Origin of the sequence: Nocardia sp. NPDC003269, assembly GCF_042888005.1 — a bacterium.
In the GTDB taxonomy this organism is placed as follows: domain Bacteria; phylum Actinomycetota; class Actinomycetes; order Mycobacteriales; family Mycobacteriaceae; genus Nocardia.
Genome location: NZ_JBIAPA010000004.1, coordinates 483,665 through 510,294, shown reverse-complemented (window position 1 = coordinate 510,294; position 26,630 = coordinate 483,665). Strand labels below are relative to the sequence as shown.

The window sequence follows — 26,630 nt, the reverse complement described above, 5'->3', positions numbered from 1 at the left end:
CCTCGGAGCAGGCGGCCCCGCCCGCCGCCCGGATCTCGGCGAAGGCCTCGGGCTCCCCGTGCGGTGGCCGACAACGATCGGCAAGAAACCGTGGACGTGCCCCTACCTGCGGTGGGAAGCTCGAAGGGGCCGGGTCCCCAACCCGAGGGAGCGTGCGACATGGCGGATCGGACGAACGGTGCGTGGCGACCGGAGAGCATCCGGAACGTCGCGTTGGTCGGCAGCAGTGGTGCGGGGAAGACGACGCTGGTGGAGGCGCTGGCGTTGGCGACCGGGACGGTGAACCGGGCCGGCCGCGTGGAGGACGGGACCTCGCTGTCGGACTACGACGAGGTCGAACGGCGACAGCACCGGTCTGTGCAGGTCTCGGTGGTCCCGGTGCAGTGGGGCGAGGTGAAGATCAATCTGATCGATACGCCGGGGTGCCCGGATTTCGTCGGCGAACTGCGGGCCGGGTTGCGGGCGGCGGACGCGGCGCTGTTCCTGGTGTCGGCGGCCGACGGGGTGGAGGGCGTGGCGGGGGCGACGCGGGACCTGTGGGCCGAATGCGCGCGGGTGGGGATGCCGCGCGCGATCGTGATGACCCACCTGGACACCGCGCGGGCGGAGTACGCGGACCTGGTGCAGACCTGTCAGGCGCTGCTGACCGACGGCGCGAGCGATACCGTGCTGCCCCTGCACCTGCCGGTCTACGGGCCGAAGAGCCCCGACGGGCACCGGCCCGCGACCGGACTGCTGGAACTGCTCGAGCGACGCGTCGCCGACTATCGCAGCGGGAAACGGGTGCGCACCGAACCTTCGACGGACCAGCTTGCGGTGATCGACCCGGCCCGCGACCGGCTGATCGAGGCGATCATCGCCGAGAGCGAAGACGAAACGCTGATGGACCGGTACCTCGACGGCGAACCCGTCGAACTCGACACCCTGGTCGACGACCTGGAACGAGCCGTCGCCCGCGGCAGCTTCCATCCGGTGCTGTTCGCGGCACCGGCGGCCGAGGACGCCGAACAGGGCCTCGGCACGCTCGAACTGCTGGAACTGATCACGGCCGGATTCCCGACACCGATCGAGCACCCGCTGACGGCCGTGCCGCGCGGCGACGGCGCCGCGCCCACCGCGCTGCGCTGCGATCCGGCGGGCGAGCTCGCCGCGGAGGTCATCCGGACCTCGTCCGACCCGTATGTGGGACGGGTATCGCTGGTGCGGGTGTTCTCCGGCACGCTGCACAGCGAGGACACCGTCCACGTCTGCGGACCCGAGCACGACGCCGACGACCGGGTCGGCGGGGTCACCGCGCCGTTGGGAAAACAACAGCGGACCCTGTTCGAGGCCGTCGCGGGCGATATCGCGTTCGTGAGCAAACTCGGCCACGCCGAAACCGGCGACACCCTGTCCGGCACCGGGAAACCCCTGCTGATCGAGCCGTGGCCGCTGCCGGAACCCCTGCTGCCCGTGGCTATCCGGGCGCAGGGCAAGGCCGATGAGGACAAGCTCTCGCAGAGCCTGACCCGGCTCGTCGCCGAGGATCCGACCCTGCGGCTGGAACACAACGAACACACCCACCAGCTGGTGCTGTGGTGCCTCGGGGAAGCCCACCGGGATGTGGCGCTGGAACGGTTGCGCGGGCGGTTCGGGGTGCGGGTGGACGTGGAACCGTATCGGGTGGCGCTGCGGGAGACGCTCGCCGCGGCGGCCGAGGGGCGCGGCAGGCTGGTGAAGCAGTCCGGTGGGCACGGGCAGTACGCGGTGTGCCAGGTCCAGGTGGAACCGCTGCCCGCGGGGACGGGGTTCGAGTTCGTCGACCGGGTGGTCGGCGGGGTGGTGCCGCGGCAGTTCATCGGGTCGGTGGAGAAAGGGGCACGGGCGCAGGCCGCGCGCGGGGTCACTCCGGGATATCCGCTGGTGGATGTGCGGGTGACGCTGGTGGACGGGAAAGCGCATTCGGTGGACTCCTCCGACGCCGCCTTCCAGACCGCGGGTGCCCTCGCCCTGCGCGACGCGGCGGACGCGTCCGGAACCCTGCTGCTCGAACCGGTCGCCGCCGTGCGGGTCACGGTCCCCGACGACCAGCTGGGCGCCGTCCTCGGCGACCTGTCCACCCGGCGCGGCCGCATTCTCGGCACCGAACCGGCCGAGCCCGGCCGCACCGATATCCGGGCCGAGGTACCCGAACTCGAACTGAGCCGGTACGTCATCGACCTGCGATCACTCACACACGGTGCGGGCTCGTTCGCCCGCGGCTATCTCCGGCACGAGCCGATGCCCGCCGCCGTCGCCGAACGCGCCCGCAAGCAGACCGCCGAGGTGTCGGCCTAGGCGGCGGTGCTACGCCGGGATCAGTTCCGCGATGAGCTTCTCGATACGCGTACGGATTTCGTCCCGGATCGGGCGGACGGCCTCGACACCCTTGCCCGCCGGATCCTCCAGCGTCCAGTCGCGATAGTCGACGCCGGGGAAGTACGGGCACGCGTCCCCGCACCCCATGGTGATCACGACCGTGGAGGTTTCGACCGCGTCCGGGGTGAGGATCTTGGGCGCCTGGCTGGTGATGTCGATGCCGACTTCGGCCATCGCCTCGACCGCGGCGGGGTTGAGGGCGGCGCCGGGAGCGCTGCCCGCGGACCGCACTTCGATGGCGTCACCGGCGAGGTGAGTCAGAAAGCCTTGTGCCATCTGGGATCGTCCGGCGTTGTGGACGCAGACGAACAGCACGCTGGGCTTGGTCGACACGGGGGTGTCCTTTCAGTGGGTGGTGATGTCGAGGGAGGCGAGCAGCTCGCGGACGCGATCAGTCAGTGAGTTGTCGGGTCGGAGGGACTGGCGGCGGGACGATCCGCGGCATGCGGAATCACCGCGTTGTCGGCAGCCGCGCTCGCCGAGCGGGGATACAGCACCACGATCAACGCCAGACCCAGTGCCGCGCCGACGAATTGGGTGACGATGAATCCGGGGGCGGACGTGGGTGCGATGCCGGCGAACGTGTCGGAGAAGACGCGGCCGATAGTGACCGCGGGATTGGCGAAACTGGTGGAGCTGGTGAACCAGTACGCCGCACCGATATACGCCGCGACCGCCGACGCGGACAGGGCCGCCCGGCCGCTGCGGGCCAGCGCGAAGATCACCGCGATCAGTCCGGCGGTGGCGACGATCTCACCGACCAGGTGCCCGGTGGTGATCCGATCGTGGGTGGAAACCTGCCAGGCGCCCAGGTCGAACATGATGTTGGCCAGCACGGCGCCGCAGACCGCGCCGCCGATCTGCGCGACCGCGTAGGCGAGGGCGTCGATCAAGCCCAGGCCGGTGCCGTGACGGCGTCCGAGCAGCCAATCCGCCAGGGAAACCACGGGATTGAAGTGCGCGCCGGACACCGGACCGAAAACCAGGATCAGCACGCCGAGGCCGAAGACGGTCGCGGTGGAGTTGGCCAGCAACTGCACGGCGACATCGTCGGTGAGCTGCTGGGCGGCGATACCCGAACCGACCACGACCGTGACCAGTGCGGCCGTGCCAACGAACTCGGCCAGGAGCCGGCGTCGAATGTCGGTCACCGCGCGTCCGCCGGGACGGTCGTGACATCGAGCACCTGCGCCAGGGGGGCCAGTGCGCGCGGTTCGATCCGGTAGTAGACCCACGACCCACGCCGCTCACTCGACAGCAGCCCCGCCTCGCGCAGCACCTTGAGGTGGTGGGAGATGGTGGGCTGGCTCACCTCGAACCCGGCGGACAGATCACACACGCAGGCTTCGCCGCCGCCGCGGCTGGCGACCAGGCTGAACAGTCGCAACCGCACCGGATCCGCCAGCGCCTTGAACGTTGCCGCCAGTTCGGCGGCGGATTCGGCGGACAGCGGTTCCCGGGTCAGCGGGGTGACCTCACACGGGGAAGCGTCCTGCGGCTGACAGGACGAGAGCGGTTTCGACACCCATCGATATTGACGGTTGTCGAATCAGTCGACAAGCAAACAGTGGGTGAACGCACCCCGGGGCGATCAGCGGGCCGAACGCTCGCATACGCCGGAAGAATCGGAATCAGCACTTGCATCCTGTACCCGGGTACAGGCTTACCGTGGATTCATGACGATCTCACCAGGTCAGGGGGACTGGGTGCCGGCCGCGTGCACCCTGCCCACCGTCGAGCAACCGATCCGGATAGCCGAGTTCGACCGGTTCTTCGCCGAGTCGGTACGCAGCTCGAACCGGACCGGCCCGACGCGGCTGGAGCTGGTCCTGGACGTCGGCGCCGAAGCTGTCGCCCGGGATCTCGCCGCCCGGGAGTCGAGCTGCTGCTCGTTCTTCACCTTCGACTTCGACACCACCGACACCGGCGTTGTGCTTCGCGTCGGCGTCCCGGTCGCCTATGTCGAGGTACTCGACGCGTTCGCCGCCCGCGTCGCCGCCGCGAACCGGGCCCAGCGATGACACCCGGCCTGCGCACCAACGAGCTCGCCGCGGCCGCCGGTGTGAACGCGCAGACCCTGCGCTACTACGAACGCCGCGGATTGCTGGCCGAACCGGACCGCTCCCTGGGCGGGCACCGCATGTACCCGGAGCAGGCCGTCACCGTCCTGCGGGTCATCAAGGCCGCCCAACGCCTCGGGTTCACTCTCGACGAGGTCGCCGAGCTACTGGCCGCCACCCAACTCGGCACCAGACGCCGCCGCGCTGATACCGGACTCCAGGCCCGCGCGGCACAGAAACTCGCCGAGGTCGACGCGAAACTCGCCGAACTGACCGCAGTCCGCGACACCCTGCGCGCAGCGCTCGCGGCGGGCTGCGACGACCTGGTCGCATGCAGCGAAATCCCCACGTGCCCGGTCCCGTTCGACGACGGCATCCACGCCTCGAGATCCGGCGGTGGTGGCTGTGACTGCTGAACCGAACACCGAGACACGGCGCTGGTGGGCACCGATCGGTGCGGGAGCACTGCTGTGCATCGGGTGCTGCCTGGCCCCGATCCTGATCGCGGCCGGGATTCTCGGCGGCGGCACCGTGCTGGTCAGTGTGTCCTGGCTCGAGCCGCTCGGCTTCGCGCTGATCGCGATCGGGGTGGCCGGGCTCATCTGGTCCCGCGCGCGGGCGCGGCGCAACAAATGCGGCACCGGAGCGACAGCGGGGTCGTGCGCGGGCTCGGCGTGCGGTTGCTCCGCCACGGTCACTACCCGGTGACCCGGACATTTAGGCTCAGCCGATGACCGTGGTGCGCTCGATCCTGCTGTTCGTCCTGGCCGCGCTCGCCGAGATCGGCGGCGCCTGGCTGGTCTGGCAGGGCGTTCGCGAACACCGCGGCTGGGCCTGGATCGGTGCCGGTGTGGTTGCCCTCGGCATCTACGGATTCGTCGCGACACTGCAGCCCGACGCCAGTTTCGGCCGCATTCTCGCCGCTTACGGTGGAGTTTTCGTGGCCGGATCGCTGCTGTGGGGGATGGCGCTCGACGGATTCCGCCCCGACCGATGGGACATCATCGGCGCATTGATCTGCCTGATCGGCGTCGCGGTCATCATGTACGCCCCGCGCCCCGCTTGAATATTCAATGACTTGATCCGCAGTCGGAACCGGCATAGCGCGGCACCGAGAGGCACAGGCGATTGCGGATTGGTATCCCGCTGTCAATGTGAAATAGATCATAAAAGTTGCCAATAAGACGGTAGAGCTATTACTAATAGCTCGGTCGACATTCGATTGGTCCGGGTTGGGGGGCACAACGTCGAGAGGGATTACTCAATGTTCATGCGCTCAACTCGCCTTTTTCTTCTCGGTGCACTGCCGGTGGTTGTGGCGGTCACCTTCGCCGGTAACGGTGTCGCGTCGGCGGATGCCTTCGCCGATCAGCAGGCTCAGCCTGCCGTCGCGACGGTCATCCCGGGTGGCGGCGTCCAGACCGCCATCGCCGAGTTCACGTTCGGTTCCGTGACCCCGGTAAGCGCGGAGATCGCGCAGGACACCGAGCTTTCCGGCGAAGGCGCTGTCGCGGAGGCGATCGATCCCGAGGTCGCTCCCGTCGTTTCGGACGTGATCGAGACCCAGTTGCACGAGGTGGCGACCAATCCCACCGCCGAGAACTCCGACCCGGTGGTCAACGGCGCTCTCGCCGGTGCCGGCATCGGTGCGCTCGCCACCCTGGTCAACTGCCTTCCGTCCGTGGTCCTGCTCGGCGTCGGCTACCCGATCTGCCTCATCCTCGGCACGATCCCCCATGCGATCGTCGGTGCCATCATCGGTGGCGTCGTCGGCCACGTGAACCCCGAGGCCGTTCCCCAGGTCCTGCCCTGAGCGATCGGGTAGGCAGATAACTGCCCCCGGCTCGCGGACTCCCGGTGCTGCTGCGGTGAAAACCGCAGTCTCGCCGGGAGTCTCGCTGTTTTCGGGGTCGAGCGCGTCCGACGTCATCGTGCGCGGCTTCGTCGGCAGGGGCCGTGGACTGGTTCCTGGAGGGCGACGCGATGGAACTCCGAATGTGGCAGGCGGACTCGCGGAGCCTTGTCGAGAGTTGTTGCCTCACAGTGCCTGATTGTTGATCGTGTGAGTACGAAACGGTCGAAGTTTCCAGGCGGGGGCCCCAGGCGGACTAGCGTCGCGCTGGTGGCAGAACAAGATCGAGCTCAGGTGGTTCGGGTTGTCCGCGCGGTTCAGCGGATGAACCTGACGATCGACAACCGGTTCGCTCTCATCGAGCCGGATCCGGCCGGGGTCGAGCTGGCGACAGTGGATGAGGATGAGGGGCCTGTCGAGTTCGATCTGTTCGCCGTGAAGCTGTCCAGCGGTGAGATTCACCGCGACCTCACGGACTTGGAAGCGCTCGACCTCGCGAGATGGTGGTGTTCGCTGCACAGCTGATTGCCGGGCGCTCGGCAGGATTCTTCGGCCTGCACTTCTCTGCCATCGAATTCGTCGGACCTCCGCCCGATCGAGGTTGGCCAGGCAATGGCCTTCGACGTAATTCAGGCGCCGCAAGGTCCGACCTGCTCGGGAAGGCGCCCAAGGGGATGCCGGGCCAGGACACGCTCTACCGCTGCGGAATCCGAAGATGAACCAGCCGCGCTGCACTTCCTGATCCCGGTGGCCATTTCGATCTACCGCGAAGGACAGCACGAGCTGGTGTCAGGTGTGGAGTTCGCTCTGGAGCAGCCCGCCGCGGCGGCGCTTGCGGACCGGGACCCGGAAAGACCCGGCACGTGTCACCAGGACGGATCCGTCGGTCGTGGCGCGGACGAGGATCAGGCAATTCTCCGGGCATGACACCGTCAGCCGGGTGCCGGGTGCCGGGTGCCGGGTGGCCGAAAGTGGCACATATGCCACCGATCTGTGCGCGAGAGGGGACTTGCATTCAGATCGCGGAGAAACACTCCAGCAATATGTGATCGAGAGCGATCGAATACATATCGCGAAGCTGGTGCGCGCCAATCATATACGACCGCGCCGGTGTTCAGCCGGCGGGAACTGTCGTCGAGGAATGCTCGGATCTGGTCGGTGCTTCGCCTTCGATCATCATGATCAGCTGCTGTCGGAGTTGTGGCCAGTGAGCTTGCCGCGCGGTGGCCGGGTTGCTGGAGGTGAAGGTTCTCATCAGTAGGCCGCAGATGGTGTCCAGGGCGGTATCCGCCCATTCCGGGAACCTCGTTGGTTCGGATCGCGGTGGCGCGGGGTTGCGTGGCCGAAGGCCGTCCTGCACGGATTGCCAGTGGCACGCCAGCGCTGGGTCGGTTCGGGCCGCGATCGTCACTTCGATCATCGCTGAGCAGATCCCGCCCTGATGAGTCGACCACAGCCGATCGAGCTGCTGGGGAATCGATAGCTCACCGTCGGCGAAGGCCGCGATCAGATCCATTGACCACCTGTCGGTCAGATAGGTGGCGGCCGCGATGACGAGTTCGCCCGTCGACGGGTAATGGTGGTCTAGCGCGCCGCGGGTGACTCCGGCGCGCTGGGCGATCGACGACGTCGAGGTGCGGGCGTAGCCGAATTCTGACCAGCAGTCGATCGTCGCCTCCAGTAGCCGCTCCTTCGTCCGCGCGCTGCGCTGTGCTTGCGTACGCGGCGACCGCGTCGAGTAACTGCTTGTCATTCCTGAAACCTGCTCACTTCGGCTGCCGCTGATCGCCGCGAACGGCGGGAACGGGCAGCAGCACCAGGGCCGCAGGCGCGCCGGCGGGAACGGCGGGCCACTTCGGCGCGACCGGCGCGATCGAGGCATACCCGAGGCACTGGTCCGGGCGCGGATCGATCTCACCCTTGTTCGGCCAGAACGCGGCGGCGCGCTCGGCTTGGGCGGCGATGGTGAGGGAGGGGTTGACGCCGAGATTGGCCGAGACCGCCGCGCCGTCGACGACGCTCAGCGTCGGGTAGCCGTACACCCGGTGGTAGGCGTCGATGACGCCGGACTCGCGATCGGCGCCGATCACCGCGCCGCCCAGGAAGTGCGCGGTCGCCGGGATGTCGACCAGCTCGCCCCAGCTGCCGTGCGCCTGCCCGTCGAGCTTGTCCGCGACCCGGCGGGTGAACTCGTTGCCGATGGGAATCCAGGTCGGATTCGGCTGGCCGTGGCCCTGTTTCGAGGTCAGCCTGCGGCCGCCGAAGAGGGTGCGCTTGGAATAGACGGTGATGGAATTGTCCAGCTGCTGCATCACCAGCGTGACGATGGAACGTTCGCTGGCGCGGCGCAGGTCGAACACGCGCAGGAACGCGATCGGGTGCGCCAGAACCAGCAGGATGAAGCGCAGCCAACGGGGAATCCGGCCGCCGCCGTCGACCATCAACGTCTGGAGCAGGCTCAGGAAGTTCGAGCCCTTGCCGTAGCGGACGGGCTCCAAGTGGGTGTCGGGTGTCGGGTGCAGCGAGGAGGTGATCGCGACGCCGCGGGTGAGATCGCGGCCGTCGACCACCTTCTTGCCGACCGCGCCGACGATGGATTCGGAGTTGGTGCGGGTGAGCAGGCCGAGGCGGTCGGACAGCGCGGGCAGCACGCGCTGGTCACGCATCCGGTGCAGGAGCCGCTGGGTTCCGAGGGTGCCCGCCGCGAGGACCACGTGACCCGCGGTGACGGTCCGCGGTGACCGGCGGACCCAGGCCCCGGTGCGCTCGGTCGCGACGTCCCAGCCGCCCTCCGGGCGCGGCCGTATCGCGGTGACCGTGGTCATCGGAATGATCTGTGCCCCAGCCTGTTCGGCAAGGTACAGGTAGTTCTTGACCAGCGTGTTCTTGGCACCGAACTTGCAGCCGACCATGCAGTCGCCGCATTCGACACAGCCGGTGCGCTCCGGCCCGGCGCCGCCGAAATACGGGTCGGGCACGGTCTTGCCCGGCTCGCCGAAGAACACGCCGACCGGGGTCGGGACGAAGGTGTCGCCGATGCCCATCTCGTCGGCGACGGACTTGAAGATCTCGTCGGCGGGGGTCAGGTGCGGGTTCCGCACGACGCCGAGCATCTTCTCGGCCCGCGCGTAGTACGGGGTGAGCTCGGCCTGCCAGTCGGTGATGTCGCGCCACTGGGGATCGCGGAAGAAGGTCTCCGGCGGGACATAGAGGGTGTTGGCGTAGTTCAGCGAGCCGCCGCCGACGCCGGCGCCGCCCGCGATGAGGACATCGCGGAGCAGATTGATGCGCTGGATGCCGTAGCAGCCGAGCTTGGGTGCCCACAGGTAGTCGCGCACGTGCCAGCTGGTCTTGGGCAGCTCGGCGTCGGCGAAGCGGCGCCCGGCCTCGAGCACCGCGACCCGGTAGCCCTTCTCCACCAGCCGCAGCGCCGTCACACTGCCGCCGAATCCGGAACCGACGATCACCACGTCGAACTCGGGGGATGGCTCGGTCATGCGTCGTTCTCCTCGATATCGGCGGGCGGTTCGACGAGCAACGATAGACATATGGTCGAAAAGTGTCTATCTTTCTATTCGAGCCCCTGGGGGCTGTAGTCGCCAACGCCCAGTTCGCCGTGGTCAGGTCCACGCGGACGAGGAGGATGTCATGACAACGTCGTCGATACCGACTGCTCGCAACGAGGTCGCCGCCCGGCTGATCGACGGGTCGATCCGCCGGTCGCACAACGCACTGCTCGAGATCGATTGGGACGCACCCCAAGATCCCGATCTCTTCTACGCGCCGCCCGAGCTGATCAGCCTGTACGGCACGCCGCTGTGGGAGAAGATGACCCACCGCGAGCGGGTGGAGCTGTCGCGCCAGGAGGTCGCCAACACCTTCAGCCGCGCGGTGTGGTTCGAGAACACCCTCAACCAGGGTCTGCTGCGGGCGATGCTCTACCAGGACCCCACGTCACCGCACGTCCACTACGCCCTGACCGAACTGGGCGACGAGACCCGCCACATGGTGATGTTCGGCAAGATGATCAGCGCGATCGGCGCCGAGCCCTACCGGTTGTCGCGGGTGCAGGCGATGGCGGTGCAGGCGCTGCCGTTCTTCTACCGCGGCCTGATGCTGTACGTGGCGGCACTGTGCGGTGAGGAAGTCATCGACGACGTCCAGCGCAGGTATCTCAATCACCCCCAGCTGCAACCGATCGTCGCCCAGACCATGCGCATCCACATCGCCGAAGAGGCCCGGCACATCCGCTTCGCCCGGGAAGGCGTGCGCAGGCACATCGCCAAGGCGCCCTGGTGGTCCCGGACCTTCGCCGCGACCTTCAGCGGCGCGGCCGGCTTCATCCTGGACAAGATGGTGCTGGACAAGCGCATGTACGAACGCTGCGGGCTGCCCGTCCGCGAGGCGATGCGGCAGGCCAGGGCCAACGAATTCACCAAGGCCCGCCGCCGCGCCTCGTTCGCCGACTTCCACGCCTTCCTCGAGGAGAACAACCTGATCAACGGCGTGTCCCGCGCGATGTGGCGGCGTTACGGATTCCTCGCATGAGCGACGCGATCGACCAGCTCTTCGACGTCGTCGTCATCGGGGCGGGCTTCGGTGGCCTCTGCGCCGCCGCCAAGCTCCGCGAGGCGGGCATCGACAACTTCGTCGTGCTGGAGAAGGCCGACGAGGTCGGCGGAACGTGGCGGGAGAACACCTATCCCGGTGCGGCCTGCGACGTCATGTCGCTGATGTACTCGTACTCCTTCGCGCCCAACCCGGCGTGGACGCGTGGTTACGCGCGCCAGCCCGAGATCCTGGAGTACCTGCGTACTTTCGCCGACGACCGCGACCTGCGCCGCAGCATCGTCTTCGGCGCGGAAGTCGTCTCACAGCGCTTCGACGACGCCACCGACACCTGGACCCTGCGCACCGCGACCGGCGACACCTTCGTCAGTCGTTCGGTGATCGCCGGTACCGGTCCGCTCCACATTCCCAGCATCCCGGAGCTGCCCGGCATCGAACGCTTCGCCGGGACGACGTTTCACTCCTCGCAGTGGGATCACGACTTCGACCTCACCGGCAAACGGGTCGCGGTCATCGGCACCGGCGCGAGCGCGGTGCAGTTCGTGCCCGAGGTCGCGCGGCGGGCCGGACATCTCGCGGTGTTCCAGCGCACCCCGAACTGGGTGCTGCCCAAGCTCGATCGGTCGATCACCGGCCTCGAGCGAGCGGCCTACCTGGCGGTGCCCGGGCTGCGCCGGCTCGTGCGCGCCGGCATCTACTTCAGTCACGAGGCGGCCACCGCGGCGTTCCTCGATCCGAAGTACATGCCGATCATGCGCAGGATCGCGCAGTGGCATCTCGAACGCCAGGTCCCGGATCCGCGGCTGCGCGCGCGGCTGCAGCCCCACTACGAGATGGGCTGCAAGCGCATCGTCATGGACAACGGGTACTACCCGGCGTTGCAGCGCGACAACGTCGACCTGGTGACCGAGTCGATCCTGGAGGTCACCGAGGACGCGATCATCACCGGCGACGGTGTGCGCCATCCGGTCGACGCGATCATCTACGGCACCGGCTTCAAGGTGACCGACAAGACCCAGGACATGGACCTGGTCGCGCGGGACAAGCGCACGATCCAGCAGCTGTGGGCAGAGGGGCCCGAGGCCTACCTCGGTATGGCGGCGCACGGTGTCCCGAACTACTTCCTGCTGGTCGGGCCCAACACCGGTGTCGGCAATCAGTCGATCGTGTTCATCATCGAGGCGCAGGTCCGCTACATCGTGCAGCTGCTCGTCGCGCTGAAGGACCGCGAATGCACCCGCGTGGAGCCCAAGGCCCACGTGCAGGCCCAGTTCAACCGCGAGCTGCAGCGCAAGTCGGCGGGCACCGTGTGGACCGCGGGTGGTTGCCGCAGCTGGTATCTCGACGACAAGGGCGTCAACCGGGCGATCTGGCCCGACACGACTCTCGCCTACTGGCGCCGCACCCGCACCGCGAACCTCAGCGATTTCGAGTTCACCCGCATCACCGATCGTGAAGAGGACGAGGACTATGCGGGTCCGGCGGTGCTGATCGACGCCGAGGGCGGCCGCCACGACGTGCGCGTGCACGTGCTCGCGGTGTACGAACCGGTGGAGAACACGATCCGCTGGTACGGCCGCGTCGCGCCGTCACCCGAGCTGCGGGCGCTGCACGTGCGCAACAACCTGCCCATCCGGTTGCAGATCGGCGACAACGAACCGGTCGACGGCGTGCTCGTCGACGCCGATCCGTGGGGCGGTTCGCGCATCCACGGGCGCGGCGCCTACCCGTACCCGCCGGTGCTCGACGCCGAGCTCGAGGAGCTGTTCGCGATCACCGATATCGTGTCGCGCGGTGGGGGTTCCGATGCGTGAGTATCGCGACCGCACGGTCGTCATCACCGGCGCGGGCAGCGGCATCGGCCGGGCGCTGGCCTATGCGATGGCCGATCGCGGCGCGCGCTTGGCGTTGTCGGATGTCGATGCCGAGGCGGTCTCCGCGACCGCCGACGAGTGCGAGCGGCGCAACGCCGAGGTGCGCGACTTCGTTCTCGACGTGGCCGACCGCGACGCGATCTACGCCCACGCCGAGGTCGTCGCCGAGCACTTCGGCGGGGTGCACACCGTGATCAACAACGCGGGTGTCGCGGTGCACGCCGGAGTCCAGGCGATGTCGGATGAGGACATGGCCTGGATCATGAACATCAACTTCTGGGGCGTCGTGCACGGCACGCGGGCATTCCTCCCACATCTGATCGCCTCCGGTGACGGTCAGATCGCCAATGTCTCATCGGTGTTCGGCCTGATCGCCGCGCCCAAGGATTCGGCCTACAACGCGTCGAAATTCGCGGTCCGCGGCTTCACCGAATCGATCCGGCAGGAATTGCGGATCGAGCGCGCGCCGGTCGCGGTGAGCTGTATTCACCCCGGCGGCATCAAGACCGCGATCGCCCGCACCGCCCGCGTCGGCGCGGGCGAGGACAAGGCGGCGGTGACGGCGCTGTTCGACCGCGTCGCGATGACCACCCCGGAATCGGCCGCGCGCACGATCATCGCGGGCATGCGCCGCGATCGTGCCCGCATCCTGGTCGGCCCCGACGCCTGGGCGATCGCGGCCCTGCCTCGGGTGCTCGGCGCGCGCTACACCGTCGCCGTCGAGAACGCCTTCCGCGTCATCGGCGCCTGACCCCGCATTCACCCCCGCGCTCCACCTCTTCCGGAGAGCCCACCGAGGATTGATATGGCCTACGTCATCACCCAGAACTGCTGCAACGACGCATCGTGTCTCGCGGCCTGCCCGATCGGCTGCATCCATCCCACACCCGACGAGCCGAACTTCGCGACCGCGGAAATGCTCTACATCGACCCCGACACCTGCATCGACTGCGGCGCGTGCGCGGACTGGTGCCCGGTCGACGCGATCAAGTCCGATCGCGCCCTGACCCCGAACCAGGCGCCCTATCCGGCCATGAACGCGGCCTACTACGCCGACAACCCGATTCAGCCGGGCTGGCGGTACCGGGAGCCGTCACCGTTGTTCACCATCGGGCGCGCGCCGCTGCGGGTCGCGATCGTCGGCGCGGGCCCGGCCGCGTGGTACTGCGCCAAGGAACTGCTCGCCCAGCCGGGTGTCGAAGTGTCGATGTTCGACCGGCTGCCGACCCCGTTCGGGCTCGTCCGCCACGGCGTCGCCCCTGATCATCCGGCGACCAAGCAGGTGGTCGATCAGTTCCGGTTCGATCGCGAGCAGTCCCGCCGCTTCGCGATGTTCCTCAACGTCGAGGTCGGCGAGCACGTGCGCCACGCCGATCTGACGGACCACCACCACGCGGTCATCTACGCCTACGGCGCCGCCACCGACCGGCGCCTCGACATCGCGGGGGAGGACCTGCCCGGCTCGATCGCGGCGACCCGCTTCGTCGCCTGGTACAACGGCCATCCCGACCACGCCGACCTCGACCCGAACCTGACCGGTCGGCGCGCGGTGATCGTCGGCAACGGCAATGTCGCCCTGGACATGGCCCGGCTCCTCGTGGCCGATCCCGACCAGCTGGCGCGGACGGACATGGCCGACCACGCGGTCGCGGCGCTGCGCCGGAGCAAAGTCGAGGAGGTGGTGATCCTCGGGCGCCGAGGCGCGGCGGACGCGGCGTTCACCACGCCGGAACTGCTCGCCCTGACCCAGTTGACCGATGTCGATGTCGTCGTCGACGCGCCGGATCTCACCGCGGAGATCGACACGGCGACCGACGAGCCCGCCCGCGGCAAGCTCGCCCTGCTGGCGAGCCTGCCCACCGCCGACACTGTGAGCGAGGCAGGTCGCAAGCGAATCGTGCTGCGCTTCAATACCGTTCCGGTCGAGATCGTCGGCACCGACCGCGTCGAGGGCCTCGTCGTCGCGGCGACCGAGGTGGAGGTCGGCGCCGACGGTGCCCGGAAGGCGCGGGTCGGTGACCGCACCGAGACGCTGGCGACCGACCTCGTCCTCCGCTCGATCGGTTTCCGTGGCACCGCATTGCCGGACATCCCGTTCGACGACGCCACCGGCACCGTTCCGCATCAAGTCGGCCGCGTGGTCGATCGCGGGTCGCCGGTGACCGGTGTCTATGTCAGCGGGTGGATCAAGCGCGGCCCCTCCGGTGTGATCGGTACGAATCGCCTGTGCGCGAAGGAAACCGTCGCGAGCCTGCTGGCGGACTTCCTCGCGGACCGGTTGCCCGCACCGCGCGCCACGGGCGCCGAGCTGGCCCGGTTGGTGCGCGCTCGCCGGCCGGACGCCGTCGACGCGGACGGTTGGGCGGCCATCGACCGGGCGGAACGGTCCGGCGGCGCCGCGACGGGCCGACCACGGCGCAAGATCGCCGACCGGACGGCGCTGGTCGAGGCGGCCCGGCACCGCCCGCGTCGTCGACTCGCGCTGTCGGTGTTGACTCGATCACGCTGAGCGACAAACAATTTCGAGATACGCGACGGGCCCTTCCTCGGTCGAACCTGGGGAGGGCCCGCCGTCGTCTCGTTGCCTCCGCAGACCGTGCGGAAGTGAGAAGTGTGCGTGTGTCCCGGCCGGGGGTGTCGGGGGTCAGGTCCGGGGTGAGGCGTGCCGAGCAGGGGTCCCGCGGCTCGGCCGATCGGAGGGCGTCGAGGGCGTGCCGATCAGGGGCGCGAGGCTCGTACCGATCAGGGGTGCGGATCGCTGGACCGCGTGGCGCGATAGTCGATCGGCGCGCTGCCGGTCCAGCGATGGAACGCCCGACGGAACGCGCTGGGTTCCGAATAGCCCAGGCGGGCAGCCAGGTCCGCGATCGACTCGTCACCGTGGACCAGTGCCTCCACGGCGCGGTCGCGAAGGATCTCCTCCTGGATGCGGCGCTGCGAGGTGCCCTCGGCCCGCAGGAGCCGCCGCAGGTGTGGCGCGCTGACCGACAGCCGGCGGGCGAGCTCGTCGGCGCCGAGCCAGGGCCCGTTCGGATTGCGCTCCATGATCGTGCGTACCCGCGCCGCGGTGGTCGTGTTCTGCTGCTGCGCGTACAGCAGCACACCGGGCGCGTCGCGGAGGAATTTCTTGAGGTCGGCTTCGTCGCGCACCACGGGTTTGGGCAACAGGGACGCGTCGAAGGACAGCGCCAGCCGGGGAGCGCCGAAGGTCGGCCGGACACCGAAGATGAGCGCGTACTCCCCGGCCAGATACTCCGCGTCGAAGGGAAACTCGACGGCCCGCAACGTGATCGGCGCGCCGATCAGCCACCCGGCGAACCGGTGCACGCCCACGGCCATCGAGAACGCGACGAGCGGATCGATCCGCGCGTCCGGCAGCTCCTCGCTACTGAGCGTGACCAACCCCGCTTCGTCGGTCCGCAGCGTCCACCGGATACCCGTGGACACCTTGGCCAGCTCGAGCATGCGGCCCAGCGCGCTGCGCAGATCCCGGGTGTGGATGATCGTCAAACCGGCCAGCCGCAGGGTGCCGCGCGCCACCGGCCGCGGGCCGAGGCCCAGCAGCTCGTCGTCGGTCTGCTCCCAGAGCGCGCGGACCACCCCGGTGGTCTGTTCGGGTGTCAGCCGGGCACGGTCTTCGGCGTAGAGCCGCCAGTCCAGACCCGCTCCGCGCAACGCCCGCTCCACGTCGACACCGCGCCGCACCAGTGATTCCACCGTCGCCCGGAAAAACCGCATCGGAATTGTGTGCGCCACTCGGCTCCTCGGACATCGATATCGGCGACCGGTTCGAACCGTACCAGCGATCGATGATCGTTTCGGTCCCCCAGGTGGCCCGTCACGGTCCTCGTTTGCCCGGATCCGGGCCCATAGCGTCACAGGAGATAGCTGAATAGCTGATCAAGAGAGGAAATATCCTGTGACACAACGGGTATTCGTCGTCGGTGTCGGCATGACGAAATTCGAGAAGCCAGGGCGACGTCTCAACGATGACGGCAGCGTCTGGGACTACCCGGATATGGCGCGGGAATCGGGCACCGAAGCTCTCGCCGATGCCGGCATTTCCTACGACGAGGTGCAGCAGGCCTATGTCGGTTATGTCTACGGTGAGTCCACTTCCGGGCAGCGCGCCGTCTACGAACTCGGCTTGACCGGTATTCCGGTCGTCAATGTGAACAACAATTGTTCGACCGGCTCGACCGCGCTCTACCTGGCCGCGCAGGCGATCCGCGGCGGCCTTGCCGACTGCACGCTCGCGCTCGGTTTCGAGAAGATGCAGCCCGGTTCGCTCGGCACCACCTTCGACGACCGCGAACAGCCGATGGCCAACCACATGCAGGCCCTCGCCGAGATCTCCGAGGTGCTGTTCCCGCCCGCGCCGTGGATGTTCGGGGCCGCCGGTCGCGAGCACATGAAGGAGTACGGCACCACCGCCGAGCACTTCGCCAAGATCGGGTACAAGAACCACAAGCACTCGGTGAACAACCCGTACTCGCAGTTCCGTGACGAATACACCATGGACCAGATCCGCGACGCGCGGATGATCTACCACCCGCTGACGAAGTTGCAGTGCTCGCCGACCTCCGACGGCTCGGGCGCGGCGATCCTGGCTAGCGAGGACTTCGTCGCGAAGCACGATCTCGCCGACCAGGCGGTCGAGATCGTCGGCCAGGCGATGACCACCGACTTCGCCTCGACCTTCGACGGCACCGCCAAGAACATCATCGGCTACGACATGAACGTCGCCGCCGCCGCGGAGGTCTACGAACAGGCCGGTCTCGGCGCCGACGACTTCCAGGTCATCGAGCTGCACGACTGCTTCTCGGCCAACGAACTGCTGCTCTACGAGGCCCTCGGTCTGTGCGCCCCCGGCGAGGCGGGCCGGCTGCTCGACGACAACCAGACCACCTACGGCGGCAAGTGGGTCGTCAACCCCTCCGGCGGCCTGATCTCCAAGGGCCACCCCCTCGGCGCCACCGGCCTGGCGCAGTGCGCCGAGCTCACCTGGCAGCTGCGCGGCACCGCCGAGGCCCGGCAGGTCGACAACGTGACCGCCGCGCTCCAGCACAACATCGGCCTCGGCGGCGCCGCCGTCGTGACCGCGTACCAGCGCGCCAACCGCTGACCGGTTCCGCGCCTTCCCCTCTGTACCAACATCATTCGTAGGAGATCAACCATGGGTCACATCGAGAAGTCCGCCACCCTGGCCGCCCCCGCCGACAAGCTGATGGCCGTGATCATCGATCCGTCCACCTGGGGTGACTGGTTCACCATCCACGAGCGCTGGATGGTCGAGCCGCCGGCCACCCTGACCGCGGGCGCGAACCTGACCGCGAAGATCTTCATGCTCGGCATGGCCAACAAGATGGAGTGGGTCGTCCAGGAAGTCGTGCCTACCAGGCTGGTCATGTCGGGCACCGGCATGGCCGGCGTGAAGGCGACCTTCACCTTCACCCTGACCCCCGCGGGCGACAACACCGACGTACAGGTCTCCGGTGAGTTCGAGGGTGCGCTGATCAAGGGCGCGCTCGGCAAGGCGGTCGAGAAGGACGGCACCAAGCAGCTGCAGGACTCGCTGGACAAGCTCGCCGCGCTCGCGGGAGCCTGAGCATGGCCGAGGTAGCCGAATTCGACCTCGACGGCCTGAATCTGTGGTCGGACGAGGAGCGCTTCGAGGTCACCCGCGAGCGCATGGCCGAGTACGCGGCCGCGACCAACGACCCGATCCCCGCGCATCTCGCCGGTGACGTCGCCTCGCCGGTGTTCGCGATCGTCCCGGCCTTCGACGCCCTGATGATGCCCGCCGTCGACGTGGTGCCGATGCAGATCTTCGGCAAGATCACCCACGGCGAGCAAGACTTCCACTTCCACCGGCCGATCAAGCCGGGCGACAAGCTGGTCTCGCGGGGCCGGGTCATCGGCTGGGAGACCAAGTCGTCGGGTTCGCTGATCTACATCCACCTGGTCTGCAAGGACGAGGTGACCGGCGAACTCGTCAACGAGCAGTACCTGTCCGGCTTCTTCCGTGGCGTCGACGCCGGTGTCACGGTCGGCGAGGCGATTCCGACCGTCGAGCCGTACACCGAGCTCAAGCAGCACACGCCCGACGCCAAGGCCATCCACCATGTGGACGACGACCAGACGTTCCGCTACGCGCCCGCTTCGGGTGACCCGGTGCCGCTGCACCTGGACGAGGAAGTCGCCAAGGACGCGGGTCTGCCCGGCATCATCGCGCACGGTCTGTGCACGATGGCGATGGCCGGGTGGGGTGTCCTCGCCGAAGTCGCCGATGCCGATGTCTCGCGGGTGCAGCGCTTCGCGGTGCGCTTCTCCAAGTTCGTCTTCCCCGGCGACGACCTCGAGACCCGGATCTGGAAGGTGGGCACCGACAACGGTGTGACCACGTACGCGTTCGAGACCGTCCGTGGGACCGATGTGGTCCTCAGCAACGGCATCGCCGAAATTAAGGAGTAGACATGGGTGCTTTGGCAGGACGGGTCGCCGTCATCACCGGCGCCGGTCGCGGTATCGGACGTGAGCACGCGCTGCTGTTCGCCCGCGAGGGCGCGGCCGTCGTGGTGAACGACCTCGGCGGCAGCAACAGCGGCGACGGCGTCGACGTCGGCCCGGCGCAGGAAGTGGCGAACGAGATCGTCGCCGCCGGTGGACGCGCGGTCGCCAACACCGACAACATCGCCACCTGGGCGGGCGCCGAAGCGCTCGTGTCGCAGGCGATCAGCGAGTTCGGTGGCCTCGACATCGTGGTCAACAACGCGGGCATCCTCCGCGACGGTTTCATCCCGGCGCTGTCCGAGGCCGACTGGGACGCCGTGATCGCGGTGCACCTCAAGGGCCACTTCGCGGTGATCCACCACGCCTCGGCGTACTGGAAGGCCGAGTCGAAGGCGGGGCGCCAGCCCAACGCCGCCATCATCAACACCGCGTCGGCCTCCGGCGTCACCGTGCCCAACGCGGGCCAGGCCAACTACGGCGCGGCCAAGGCCGCGATCGCGGCGCTGACCCAGGTCGCCGCCGACGAGCTGCAGCGCTACGGCGTGCGCGCCAACGCGATCGCCCCGATCGCCCGGACCCGCCTGACCCTGGCCACCCCCGGCATGGGCGCGCTGATGGCCGCCGAGGCCGCCGACGCCGAGGCCGAGGGCACCTTCGACGCGTTCAGCCCGGCCAACATCTCGCCGCTGGTCGCCTACCTCGCCACCGAGAAGTGCCCGGTCAACGGCAAGGTGTTCGCGGTGCAGGGCGGAGCGATCAGCGAGCTGGCCGGCTGGCGCGACGTCAAGACCATCGAGACCGACGAGGCGTGGTCGATCGACGACATCGCCGCGCGGCTGCCCTGACTCACGATCTGGAGTGACCGACGATGTTCGAATGGTCTGAGACCGACGAGATGATCCGCGAATCCGTTCGCACGTTCATCGACAAGGAAGTTCGTCCCCACCTCGACGAGCTCGAGCACGGCGACCTGCCGCCGTACGACATCATGCGAAAGCTGTTCGCCGACTTCGGCATCGACGTCATGGCCGGTGAGGCCGTGGACGCGATGCTGGCCAAGGAACAGGCCAAGGCCGATCGCATCGCCGCGGGCGAGCCCGCGCCGGAGAAGTCGGCGAAGAAGAAGGGCGGCGGCAATCCGCTGGCCGCGCAGGGCAGCATGGCCGCGGTGCTGGTCAGCGAACTGACCGGGGTCAGCTTGGGTAGTGTCGCCGCCGTCGGCGTGAGTCTCGGGCTGGGCGCGGCGACCATCGCCTCGCGCGGCACCCTTGCCCAGAAGCGGCGCTGGCTCAAGGACATCGTCACCCTGGAGAAGGTCGCGGCGTGGGCGATCACCGAGCCGGACTCCGGCTCCGACGCCTTCGGCGGCATGAAGACCTATGTCCGGCGCGACGGCGAGGACTACATCCTCAACGGCCAGAAGACCTTCATCACCAACGGCCCGTTCGCCGACACCATCGTCGTCTACGCCAAGCTCGACGAGGGGGACAACGGCGACAGGCGCGAGCGCAAGGTCCTGACCTTCGTGCTCGACAAGGGCATGGAGGGCCTGACCCAGGGCAAGCCGTTCAAGAAGATGGGCATGCACTCCTCACCCACCGGTGAGCTGTTCTTCGACAACGTGCGCCTGTCCAAGGATCGCCTGCTCGGTGAGACCGAGGACCACAAGGGCGGCGACGGCCGCGAGAGCGCCCGCTCCAGCTTCAGCGTCGAGCGCATCGGCTGCGCGATCCTGTCGCTGGGCATCATCAACGAATGCCGTCGGCTCTCGATCGAGTACGCCAAGTCGCGCAAGCTGTGGGGCCAGGAGATCGGTCGCTTTCAGCTCATCCAGCTGAAGCTGGCCGAGATGGAGGTCGCGCGCATCAATGTCGAGAACATGGTGTTCAACGCGCTCGAGAGTATGGCCGCGGGCAAGATCCCGACGCTGGCCCAGGCCTCGGCGATGAAGCTGTACTCGACCAAGGCGGCCACCGATGTCGCCATGGAGGCGGTGCAGTTGTTCGGTGGCAACGGGTACATGGCCGAATACCGGGTCGAACAGCTCGCCCGTGACGCGAAGTCGCTGATGATCTACGCGGGCAGCAACGAGATCCAGGTGACCCACGTCGCCAAGGGCTTGCTCGCCGGCTGACCAGGCGTGCTCGCTGATCGTCGTCCCCGGCAATCAGCGAGCCGTCGCGCCCTTGGCGTTCGCGAGCAGGTGATCACGTATGGGGAGCAGGTATTGCCGGGCGAAGTCTTCGGCGACGCCCGGCGCTGCCATGTCGACCAGTTGGGTCGGGATCAGTACGTAGGTGTGGAACATGCGGGCGACGTGCTCGGCGAACAACGAGCGTGACTCGGCGGGCAGGTCATCGGCGCCCATCGACGACTCGACCAGTATCCGCCCCATCGACAGCGCCTGGCTGTCGCCGATGATCGCCGGGTACAGGATCTCCGGATTGACCTCGAGGATCGTCTGCACCGCGCGATGGCCGAACAGCAACCGGAAGGCGTGGGCGAACCCGTAGATCAACCGGTCCTCGCTGTTCTCGTGCTGGTCGAGAACTGCCTGCACGTCCGCGAAGAACTGCGCCAGCTGGTCTTCGATCATGGCCGATATCAGGTCGTCCCGACCCGAGAAGTGCAGATAGAGCGTGGCTCTGCCGACGCGGGCGCGGCGCGCGATCTCGTCCATCGCGACCTTGCGCAACCCGGTGGTCTCCGCCATCTCGACCGCGGCAGCGAGGATCCGCTGACGGGTGTCGGATCCTGCGTCGCTGGTCGGCGCCTTCGCTAGCGGTTTCATCGCCTCGATCCTATCGCTGCTGTTCGCCGCCGACCGGCACAAGGCCGACAAACAGGCAGACAAATAGTCAAAAAGTGTCTATATTTCTATTTGCCGAGCTGGTCGCCTCGACCGCCGACGTGGGCACCACGGGTCCCGAGCCGCGGCCCTGGCCTGCGTCACCGATCGTGCTTCCTCCATCCGCTGCTGCGTTGGGACCGTTGAAAATGATCACTTCCGCCCTCGGACACACTCGCCGTCTGATGACGGCGTTCGTCGTGGCCTCGACAGTGTGTGTCGTCGCAGGCTGCGGGTTCGCCGTCGATGACCTACCCCTGCCGGAGCCGGGCATCGACGGCGACACCTACACACTCCGCGCGGAATTCGACAACGCGCTGAACCTGCCGGATCAAGCGAAAGTGAAGATCGGTGGATCCGACGTCGGCGTGGTCTCCTCGATCACCACGAAGAATTTCCAGGCCCTCGTCGAACTGCGCATCGAGAGCGACATCGTGCTGCCCAAAGGCAGCACCGCGCAGTTGCGCCAGGCAACGCCGCTCGGCGACGTGTTCGTCTCCCTTGAACGGCCGAAAAACGCTGTCGGCACGGAGGTGCTCGCCGATGGCGACACCCTGACCCGCGAATTCACCTCGGCCGGCGCCACCGTCGAGGAACTGTTGATCTCGGTCTCGACGCTGTTCAACGGCGGCGGTGTCGCCAACCTGAGCAGGCTCGGCACCGAACTCGGCGCGATCCTCAACGGCCAGGGCGGCAACCTCGCCCACCTGGTGACCGAAATGACCGGCGTCGTCGGCGAATTGAACAACAACAGCGCGCGTATCGATTCCGCGCTCGGCGAGTTCGACACGCTCGCGAACACCATCGAGGCGAACAGCTCCGAACTGGGGCAGGTCGCCGACACGCTGCCCTCGGCGATCGGCGCGATCGCCGAGAACAACACCGCGATCGGCGATCTGCTCACCAAGGTCGCCACCGCCACCGCCGCCCTCGGCGACTACTCGAATACGACCGGTGATCAGCTGGCGGAACTTCTCGGCAACGTGAACGCGCTGATGTCGGGTCTGGCCGGGGCGGGGGATTCGATCGGCTACCTCATGGATCAGCTCCACGCCATCAAGCCCGCCGTCGATGTCACCTTCCGGGGAAAGTCCTGGGTCGCCGAGGTCAACATCACCCACCTCGATGTCGGTCTGCTGACGGCGCCGGAAAACAGCAAGTTCTGGGATCTGCGGGACATGAACGACTTCGTCGGGAGTTTCCTGCAGGTCCTGCAAGTCGTCCAGGGCCGCGTCGGCGGGCCACGCTGATGTCGCACACCGACCTCGTCGCGGCGATTTCGGCATCGGGCGACCCCGCACCGATCAACACGCCGTTCACCGGTGAGCACCTCGTTTCCGTGAGCCAGTTCGCTGGACTGGACCGGCGCCGGTCGGACACGTTCCCGGAGCCGAGCGATAGCGACCACGACCGCGCTGTTGTCGGCGGGTTGCAGGCAGTGTCGAGTACCGCCCATCCGGGCCCGCGAAAGGTTCAACAGTGCTGACAACCGTTCGACTGGTCGCGAGCAGCGCCTACGACGTGATCCGATCCATGCTGGTCATCGTTCGCAGCGGCGTGCTCGACCCGCTACGTCCCGATCTCGCGGTCCGGTCCTATTTCGACGTGCTGCGCTTCGGTCCTTTCGCCGGTGTCGTGCTGCACGCGGCGCGGGCCAGGCCCGAGGCGAGCGCCATCGTCGACGAGCGCGGTTCACTCACGTTCCGGATGCTCGACGAACGCTCCAACGCCCTCGCCCGTGGCCTGGCGGCGAGCGGGATCCGGGCGGGCGATGTGATCGCCCTGCTGGCGCGCGACCACCGTGGCATGGTGCTGAGCCTGCTCGCCGCGGGCAAGCTGGGCGTGCGCGCGGTTCTGATGAACACCGGGTTCGCCAAGCCGCAGTTCGCCGATGTGGCCGCGCGCGAGAAGGTCAAGGCGGTGCTGCACGACAGCGAGTTCGTCGACCTGATGAGCGCGATCCCGGCCGAGATCCCCCGAGTGCTCACCTGGGTTGACGAGGCCGACGGCGTCGACCCGGCGATCCCGACCGTGGAATCGCTGTGCGCCGGGCGTTCGGTGACACCGCTGACCCCGCCCGCCAAGCCCGGCGGCATGGTGATCCTCACCAGCGGCACCACCGGTACCCCCAAGGGCGCCCCGCGCGACCGGGTGAGCCCGATCGTCACCGCGCAGTTCCTCGACCGGATTCCGTTGCCCGCCAACGGCACCATGCTCATCGCGGCGCCGGTCTTCCACGGCACCGGTCTGTCCCAGTTCACCTTGGGTATCGCGCTGGGAAAGCGCGTCGTCTTCCAGCAGCGCCGGTTCGACGCCGAGAAGACGCTGGCCGATATCGTGAAGTACCAGGCGGATTCGGTGATCGTGGTGCCGACGATGTTGCAGCGCATCCTCGATCTGGACCCCGAGGTCCTGGCGAGGTACGACCCGCGCGGCGTCGAGGTCGTCTTCGCCGCGGGTTCGGCCATCGCCCCCGACGTGGTGACCCGTGCCATGGACTACTTCGGCGACAGCCTCTACAACCTCTACGGCTCCACCGAGTGCGCGGTGGCGACCGTGGCCACCCCCGCGGAACTGCGCCGCGCGCCGACCACGGCGGGCCGGGCGCCGGTCGGTATCCGGATCACGCTGTTCGACGAGAACCGCACGCCGATCACCACGCCCGGTGTCACCGGAACCATCTTCGTGGACAACGGTTTCGCGTTCGACGGGTACACCGACGGCCGCACCAAAGAAGTGGTGAACGGCATGATGTCCACCGGCGACGTCGGACACCTCGACGCCGACGGGCTGCTCTACATCGACGGCCGAGACGACGACATGATCGTCTCCGGCGGCGAGAACGTCTTCCCGATCGAGGTCGAGAACCTGATCGCGGGCCGCGCCGACGTACACGAAGCCGCCGTCATCGGCGTAGATGATCCCGATTACGGAAAGCGGCTGTGCGCGATCGTCGTTCCCGGTCCGGACTCGGCGCGCGATGCCACGGAGATCAAGGACTACGTCAAGGGCAACCTCGCCCGGTACAAGGTGCCGCGCGACGTGGTCTTCGTCGACCACCTGCCCCGCAATGCCACCGGCAAGCTGCTGCGCAACTCGCTCGCGCGGCTGGCCGCCGAAGAATCGTCCGAGCTCGACGACTGAGCTCGGGGAAACCGACACCTCCAGGAGATGGCAATGACGCCGTTGCACCACCCGATGATCACCACCACCGAACGCGTCTACGACGACTACCGGACAGTCGAATTGTCCTGTCCGGGAACCGGACCCACGATCTTGCTGCTGCACGGGATCATGGATCTGCCGCAGACGTGGAACCAGGTACTCGACAGGCTCGCCGCGGCCGGTCATCGGGCGGTGGCGGTGAGCCTGCCGCAACCACACGAGCGCCTTGCCGGGACCTCGGTGCTGCCCCGACAGGACGAATTCGTCGCGGCCGTGATCCGCGCGCACGCCGGCACGGAGGGCGTCGTCCTGGTCGGCAACTCGATGGGCGGTGGACTCGCGCTGCGCGCCGGCGCGAATCCGGACCTGCCGGTGCGGGCCGTCGTCGCCGTGGACGCCATCGGATTCGGGACCACGCGGTGGATCTCGGCGCTGCTCGGCTCCAAGATGCTGCCCGAACGGCTGCTGGGCATGATCGATCTGCCTCGCGCCGTGCTGCGTCCGCTGGTGGCTCGGCTCATCCAGTGGGTGGTGTACAGCCGGGGCGGGCCCGCGGTCGTCGAGCACTCGCGAGCGATCGCCGCTCGGCTGGCGACCATCCGGGTCGGGGCGGGACTGGCAGGCGCACACGCGCTGCTCGCCGAATTCGCCCGCGGCTATTCGGCGCTGCCCGCGGTGCCTGTGCTGTTCGTCCACGGTCGGCACGACAACCTCATTCCGGTGCGGGCCTCGGTGAGTGGCCACCGGCAGATTCCCGGATCGGAGTTGCGGGTGCTGCCGCAGGCCGGGCACTGTCCGCAGGTCGACGACCCCGACGTGACCACCGAGCTGATCCTCGACTTCGCCACCCGGATGCACCGAGCGGCATAACGAGGGCCGCGGTTCGGCCGCAGGCGAACGCGACACCGCCCGACGCCTGCCGTTCCAGCTGGATCGAACAGGCTGGGTGAGCTGAGGAGTTTCATCGGCGCACGAATCAAGGACAAGACGCGGAACGAATGGACTGCGCTATTCGCCGATTCCGACGCGTGCGTCACCCCGGTACTGAGTCCCCGGGGAAGCGCGCGAACACCCACGCAACCGCGAACGCGCCGCGTTCATCTACATCGACGGACTCGCCAGCCCGCGCCCGCGCCCCGGTTCAGCCATACCCATGCCGGTGTTCCCGAATCACACGCCACCGACCGCGACACCATCGACCGGTTCTTGGCGCAGTGGGAGCAATCTCGTGATCAAGCGTGGGCTCGGCGAGAATCGAAGCCGTGGTAGTGCGCCCCAGCCACAGCCTTCACCTCCGGCGGCGTTGGGCGCTGGGCGCGGCGTGGGCGGAACGGAACGCGGAAGAATCCGGC

General features: G+C 68.1%; 26 protein-coding genes. 19 read left to right on the top strand and 7 right to left on the bottom strand.

The features are described from left to right. Positions 1-159 precede the first annotated feature (159 nt). Entirely contained in the window at positions 160-2,316 is a 2,157-nt protein-coding gene (locus tag ACFYWJ_RS30680; RefSeq protein ID WP_355276798.1) for an elongation factor G-like protein EF-G2, read from the top strand. 9 nt (positions 2,317-2,325) lie between these two features. Here the strand turns inward: ACFYWJ_RS30680 and ACFYWJ_RS30675 are convergent, their stop codons facing one another. From ACFYWJ_RS30675 to ACFYWJ_RS30665, 3 genes are all read right to left on the bottom strand, one after another. Then, complete coding sequence (locus tag ACFYWJ_RS30675; RefSeq protein WP_355276800.1) at positions 2,326-2,730, bottom strand: arsenate reductase ArsC; 405 nt, start codon at positions 2,728-2,730, stop codon at positions 2,326-2,328. 62 nt (positions 2,731-2,792) lie between these two features. Further along, on the bottom strand, positions 2,793-3,548 hold the full coding sequence (locus tag ACFYWJ_RS30670) for an MIP/aquaporin family protein (protein WP_355276801.1): 756 nt from the start codon (positions 3,546-3,548) through the stop codon (positions 2,793-2,795). Next, entirely contained in the window at positions 3,545-3,922 is a 378-nt protein-coding gene (locus ACFYWJ_RS30665) for a metalloregulator ArsR/SmtB family transcription factor (RefSeq protein ID WP_355276802.1), read from the bottom strand. The genes ACFYWJ_RS30670 and ACFYWJ_RS30665 overlap by 4 nt, the downstream gene beginning before the upstream one ends. Before the next feature lie 151 nt (positions 3,923-4,073). Between ACFYWJ_RS30665 and ACFYWJ_RS30660 the strand changes: the two genes are divergently transcribed. The 6 genes from ACFYWJ_RS30660 (at position 4,074) to ACFYWJ_RS30635 (ending at position 6,834) form a co-directional block, all read left to right on the top strand. After that, positions 4,074-4,418 carry a hypothetical protein gene (locus tag ACFYWJ_RS30660; RefSeq protein WP_355276803.1) on the top strand — a complete coding sequence of 115 codons (345 nt, stop codon included), beginning with the start codon at positions 4,074-4,076 and terminating at the stop codon, positions 4,416-4,418. Further along, positions 4,415-4,873 carry a MerR family transcriptional regulator gene (locus ACFYWJ_RS30655; protein ID WP_355276804.1) on the top strand — a complete coding sequence of 153 codons (459 nt, stop codon included), beginning with the start codon at positions 4,415-4,417 and terminating at the stop codon, positions 4,871-4,873. The genes ACFYWJ_RS30660 and ACFYWJ_RS30655 overlap by 4 nt, the downstream gene beginning before the upstream one ends. Beyond that, on the top strand, positions 4,863-5,165 hold the full coding sequence (locus ACFYWJ_RS30650; RefSeq protein WP_355276806.1) for a hypothetical protein: 303 nt from the start codon (positions 4,863-4,865) through the stop codon (positions 5,163-5,165). Before ACFYWJ_RS30655 ends, ACFYWJ_RS30650 begins: the two co-directional genes overlap by 11 nt. Before the next feature lie 22 nt (positions 5,166-5,187). Next, positions 5,188-5,523: a YnfA family protein gene (locus ACFYWJ_RS30645; RefSeq protein ID WP_355276807.1), complete on the top strand. Its 336-nt coding sequence runs from the start codon at positions 5,188-5,190 to the stop codon at positions 5,521-5,523. Between the two features lie 243 nt (positions 5,524-5,766). Then, positions 5,767-6,270 (top strand): hypothetical protein, encoded by a 504-nt coding sequence (locus tag ACFYWJ_RS30640; RefSeq protein ID WP_355276809.1) that lies wholly within the window; start codon positions 5,767-5,769, stop codon positions 6,268-6,270. A gap of 309 nt (positions 6,271-6,579) precedes the next feature. Beyond that, positions 6,580-6,834: a hypothetical protein gene (locus ACFYWJ_RS30635; protein WP_355276810.1), complete on the top strand. Its 255-nt coding sequence runs from the start codon at positions 6,580-6,582 to the stop codon at positions 6,832-6,834. Between the two features lie 589 nt (positions 6,835-7,423). Here ACFYWJ_RS30635 and ACFYWJ_RS30630 read toward each other — a convergent pair. Then, complete coding sequence (locus ACFYWJ_RS30630) at positions 7,424-8,062, bottom strand: TetR/AcrR family transcriptional regulator (RefSeq protein ID WP_355276811.1); 639 nt, start codon at positions 8,060-8,062, stop codon at positions 7,424-7,426. A 13-nt stretch (positions 8,063-8,075) separates the two neighbouring features. Next, positions 8,076-9,806 carry a GMC family oxidoreductase gene (locus tag ACFYWJ_RS30625; RefSeq protein WP_355276812.1) on the bottom strand — a complete coding sequence of 577 codons (1,731 nt, stop codon included), beginning with the start codon at positions 9,804-9,806 and terminating at the stop codon, positions 8,076-8,078. A gap of 151 nt (positions 9,807-9,957) precedes the next feature. Here ACFYWJ_RS30625 and ACFYWJ_RS30620 point away from each other — a divergent pair, with 151 nt between their 5' ends. From ACFYWJ_RS30620 to ACFYWJ_RS30605, 4 genes are read left to right on the top strand one after another with little or no spacing between them, the layout of a single operon-like run. Further along, positions 9,958-10,857, top strand: coding sequence for a diiron oxygenase (locus ACFYWJ_RS30620; RefSeq protein WP_355276814.1), 900 nt, complete (start codon positions 9,958-9,960; stop codon positions 10,855-10,857). Further along, positions 10,854-12,692, top strand: coding sequence for an NAD(P)-binding domain-containing protein (locus tag ACFYWJ_RS30615; protein WP_355276816.1), 1,839 nt, complete (start codon positions 10,854-10,856; stop codon positions 12,690-12,692). The genes ACFYWJ_RS30620 and ACFYWJ_RS30615 overlap by 4 nt, the downstream gene beginning before the upstream one ends. Next, entirely contained in the window at positions 12,685-13,503 is an 819-nt protein-coding gene (locus tag ACFYWJ_RS30610) for an SDR family NAD(P)-dependent oxidoreductase (protein WP_355276818.1), read from the top strand. Before ACFYWJ_RS30615 ends, ACFYWJ_RS30610 begins: the two co-directional genes overlap by 8 nt. Positions 13,504-13,557: 54 nt before the next feature. Beyond that, entirely contained in the window at positions 13,558-15,261 is a 1,704-nt protein-coding gene (locus tag ACFYWJ_RS30605; protein ID WP_355276820.1) for an FAD-dependent oxidoreductase, read from the top strand. Positions 15,262-15,494: 233 nt separating this feature from the next. Here ACFYWJ_RS30605 and ACFYWJ_RS30600 read toward each other — a convergent pair whose 3' ends face one another. After that, positions 15,495-16,490 carry an AraC family transcriptional regulator gene (locus ACFYWJ_RS30600; RefSeq protein WP_355276822.1) on the bottom strand — a complete coding sequence of 332 codons (996 nt, stop codon included), beginning with the start codon at positions 16,488-16,490 and terminating at the stop codon, positions 15,495-15,497. A gap of 181 nt (positions 16,491-16,671) precedes the next feature. On the opposite strand from ACFYWJ_RS30600, the gene ACFYWJ_RS30595 reads away from it, so the two are divergent. From ACFYWJ_RS30595 to ACFYWJ_RS30575, 5 genes are read left to right on the top strand one after another with little or no spacing between them, the layout of a single operon-like run. Beyond that, positions 16,672-17,877 (top strand): lipid-transfer protein, encoded by a 1,206-nt coding sequence (locus ACFYWJ_RS30595; RefSeq protein ID WP_355276823.1) that lies wholly within the window; start codon positions 16,672-16,674, stop codon positions 17,875-17,877. Between the two features lie 51 nt (positions 17,878-17,928). After that, on the top strand, positions 17,929-18,360 hold the full coding sequence (locus ACFYWJ_RS30590) for an SRPBCC family protein (RefSeq protein WP_355276824.1): 432 nt from the start codon (positions 17,929-17,931) through the stop codon (positions 18,358-18,360). Positions 18,361-18,362: 2 nt separating this feature from the next. After that, entirely contained in the window at positions 18,363-19,226 is an 864-nt protein-coding gene (locus ACFYWJ_RS30585; RefSeq protein ID WP_355276825.1) for a MaoC/PaaZ C-terminal domain-containing protein, read from the top strand. A 2-nt stretch (positions 19,227-19,228) separates the two neighbouring features. Beyond that, entirely contained in the window at positions 19,229-20,110 is an 882-nt protein-coding gene (locus tag ACFYWJ_RS30580) for an SDR family oxidoreductase (protein ID WP_355276827.1), read from the top strand. A gap of 23 nt (positions 20,111-20,133) precedes the next feature. After that, the gene (locus ACFYWJ_RS30575; RefSeq protein ID WP_355276829.1) at positions 20,134-21,399 is read left to right on the top strand and encodes an acyl-CoA dehydrogenase family protein; all 1,266 of its coding nucleotides are present in this window, start codon (positions 20,134-20,136) and stop codon (positions 21,397-21,399) included. Positions 21,400-21,432: 33 nt separating this feature from the next. On the opposite strand, the gene ACFYWJ_RS30570 is transcribed toward ACFYWJ_RS30575, so the two are convergent. Next, a complete protein-coding gene (locus ACFYWJ_RS30570) occupies positions 21,433-22,056 on the bottom strand; it encodes a TetR/AcrR family transcriptional regulator (RefSeq protein ID WP_355276831.1) in 624 nt (207 codons plus the stop codon). A 242-nt stretch (positions 22,057-22,298) separates the two neighbouring features. On the opposite strand from ACFYWJ_RS30570, the gene ACFYWJ_RS30565 reads away from it, so the two are divergent. The 3 genes from ACFYWJ_RS30565 to ACFYWJ_RS30555 all read left to right on the top strand — a co-directional run bounded on the left by ACFYWJ_RS30565 (position 22,299) and on the right by ACFYWJ_RS30555 (position 26,148). Next, positions 22,299-23,363, top strand: a complete 1,065-nt coding sequence (locus ACFYWJ_RS30565; RefSeq protein WP_355276833.1) for an MCE family protein — start codon at positions 22,299-22,301, stop codon at positions 23,361-23,363. A 283-nt stretch (positions 23,364-23,646) separates the two neighbouring features. Beyond that, a complete protein-coding gene (locus tag ACFYWJ_RS30560; protein WP_355277183.1) occupies positions 23,647-25,257 on the top strand; it encodes an acyl-CoA synthetase in 1,611 nt (536 codons plus the stop codon). Between the two features lie 33 nt (positions 25,258-25,290). Then, entirely contained in the window at positions 25,291-26,148 is an 858-nt protein-coding gene (locus ACFYWJ_RS30555; RefSeq protein WP_355276835.1) for an alpha/beta hydrolase, read from the top strand. The last annotated feature ends 482 nt before the right edge of the window (positions 26,149-26,630 follow it).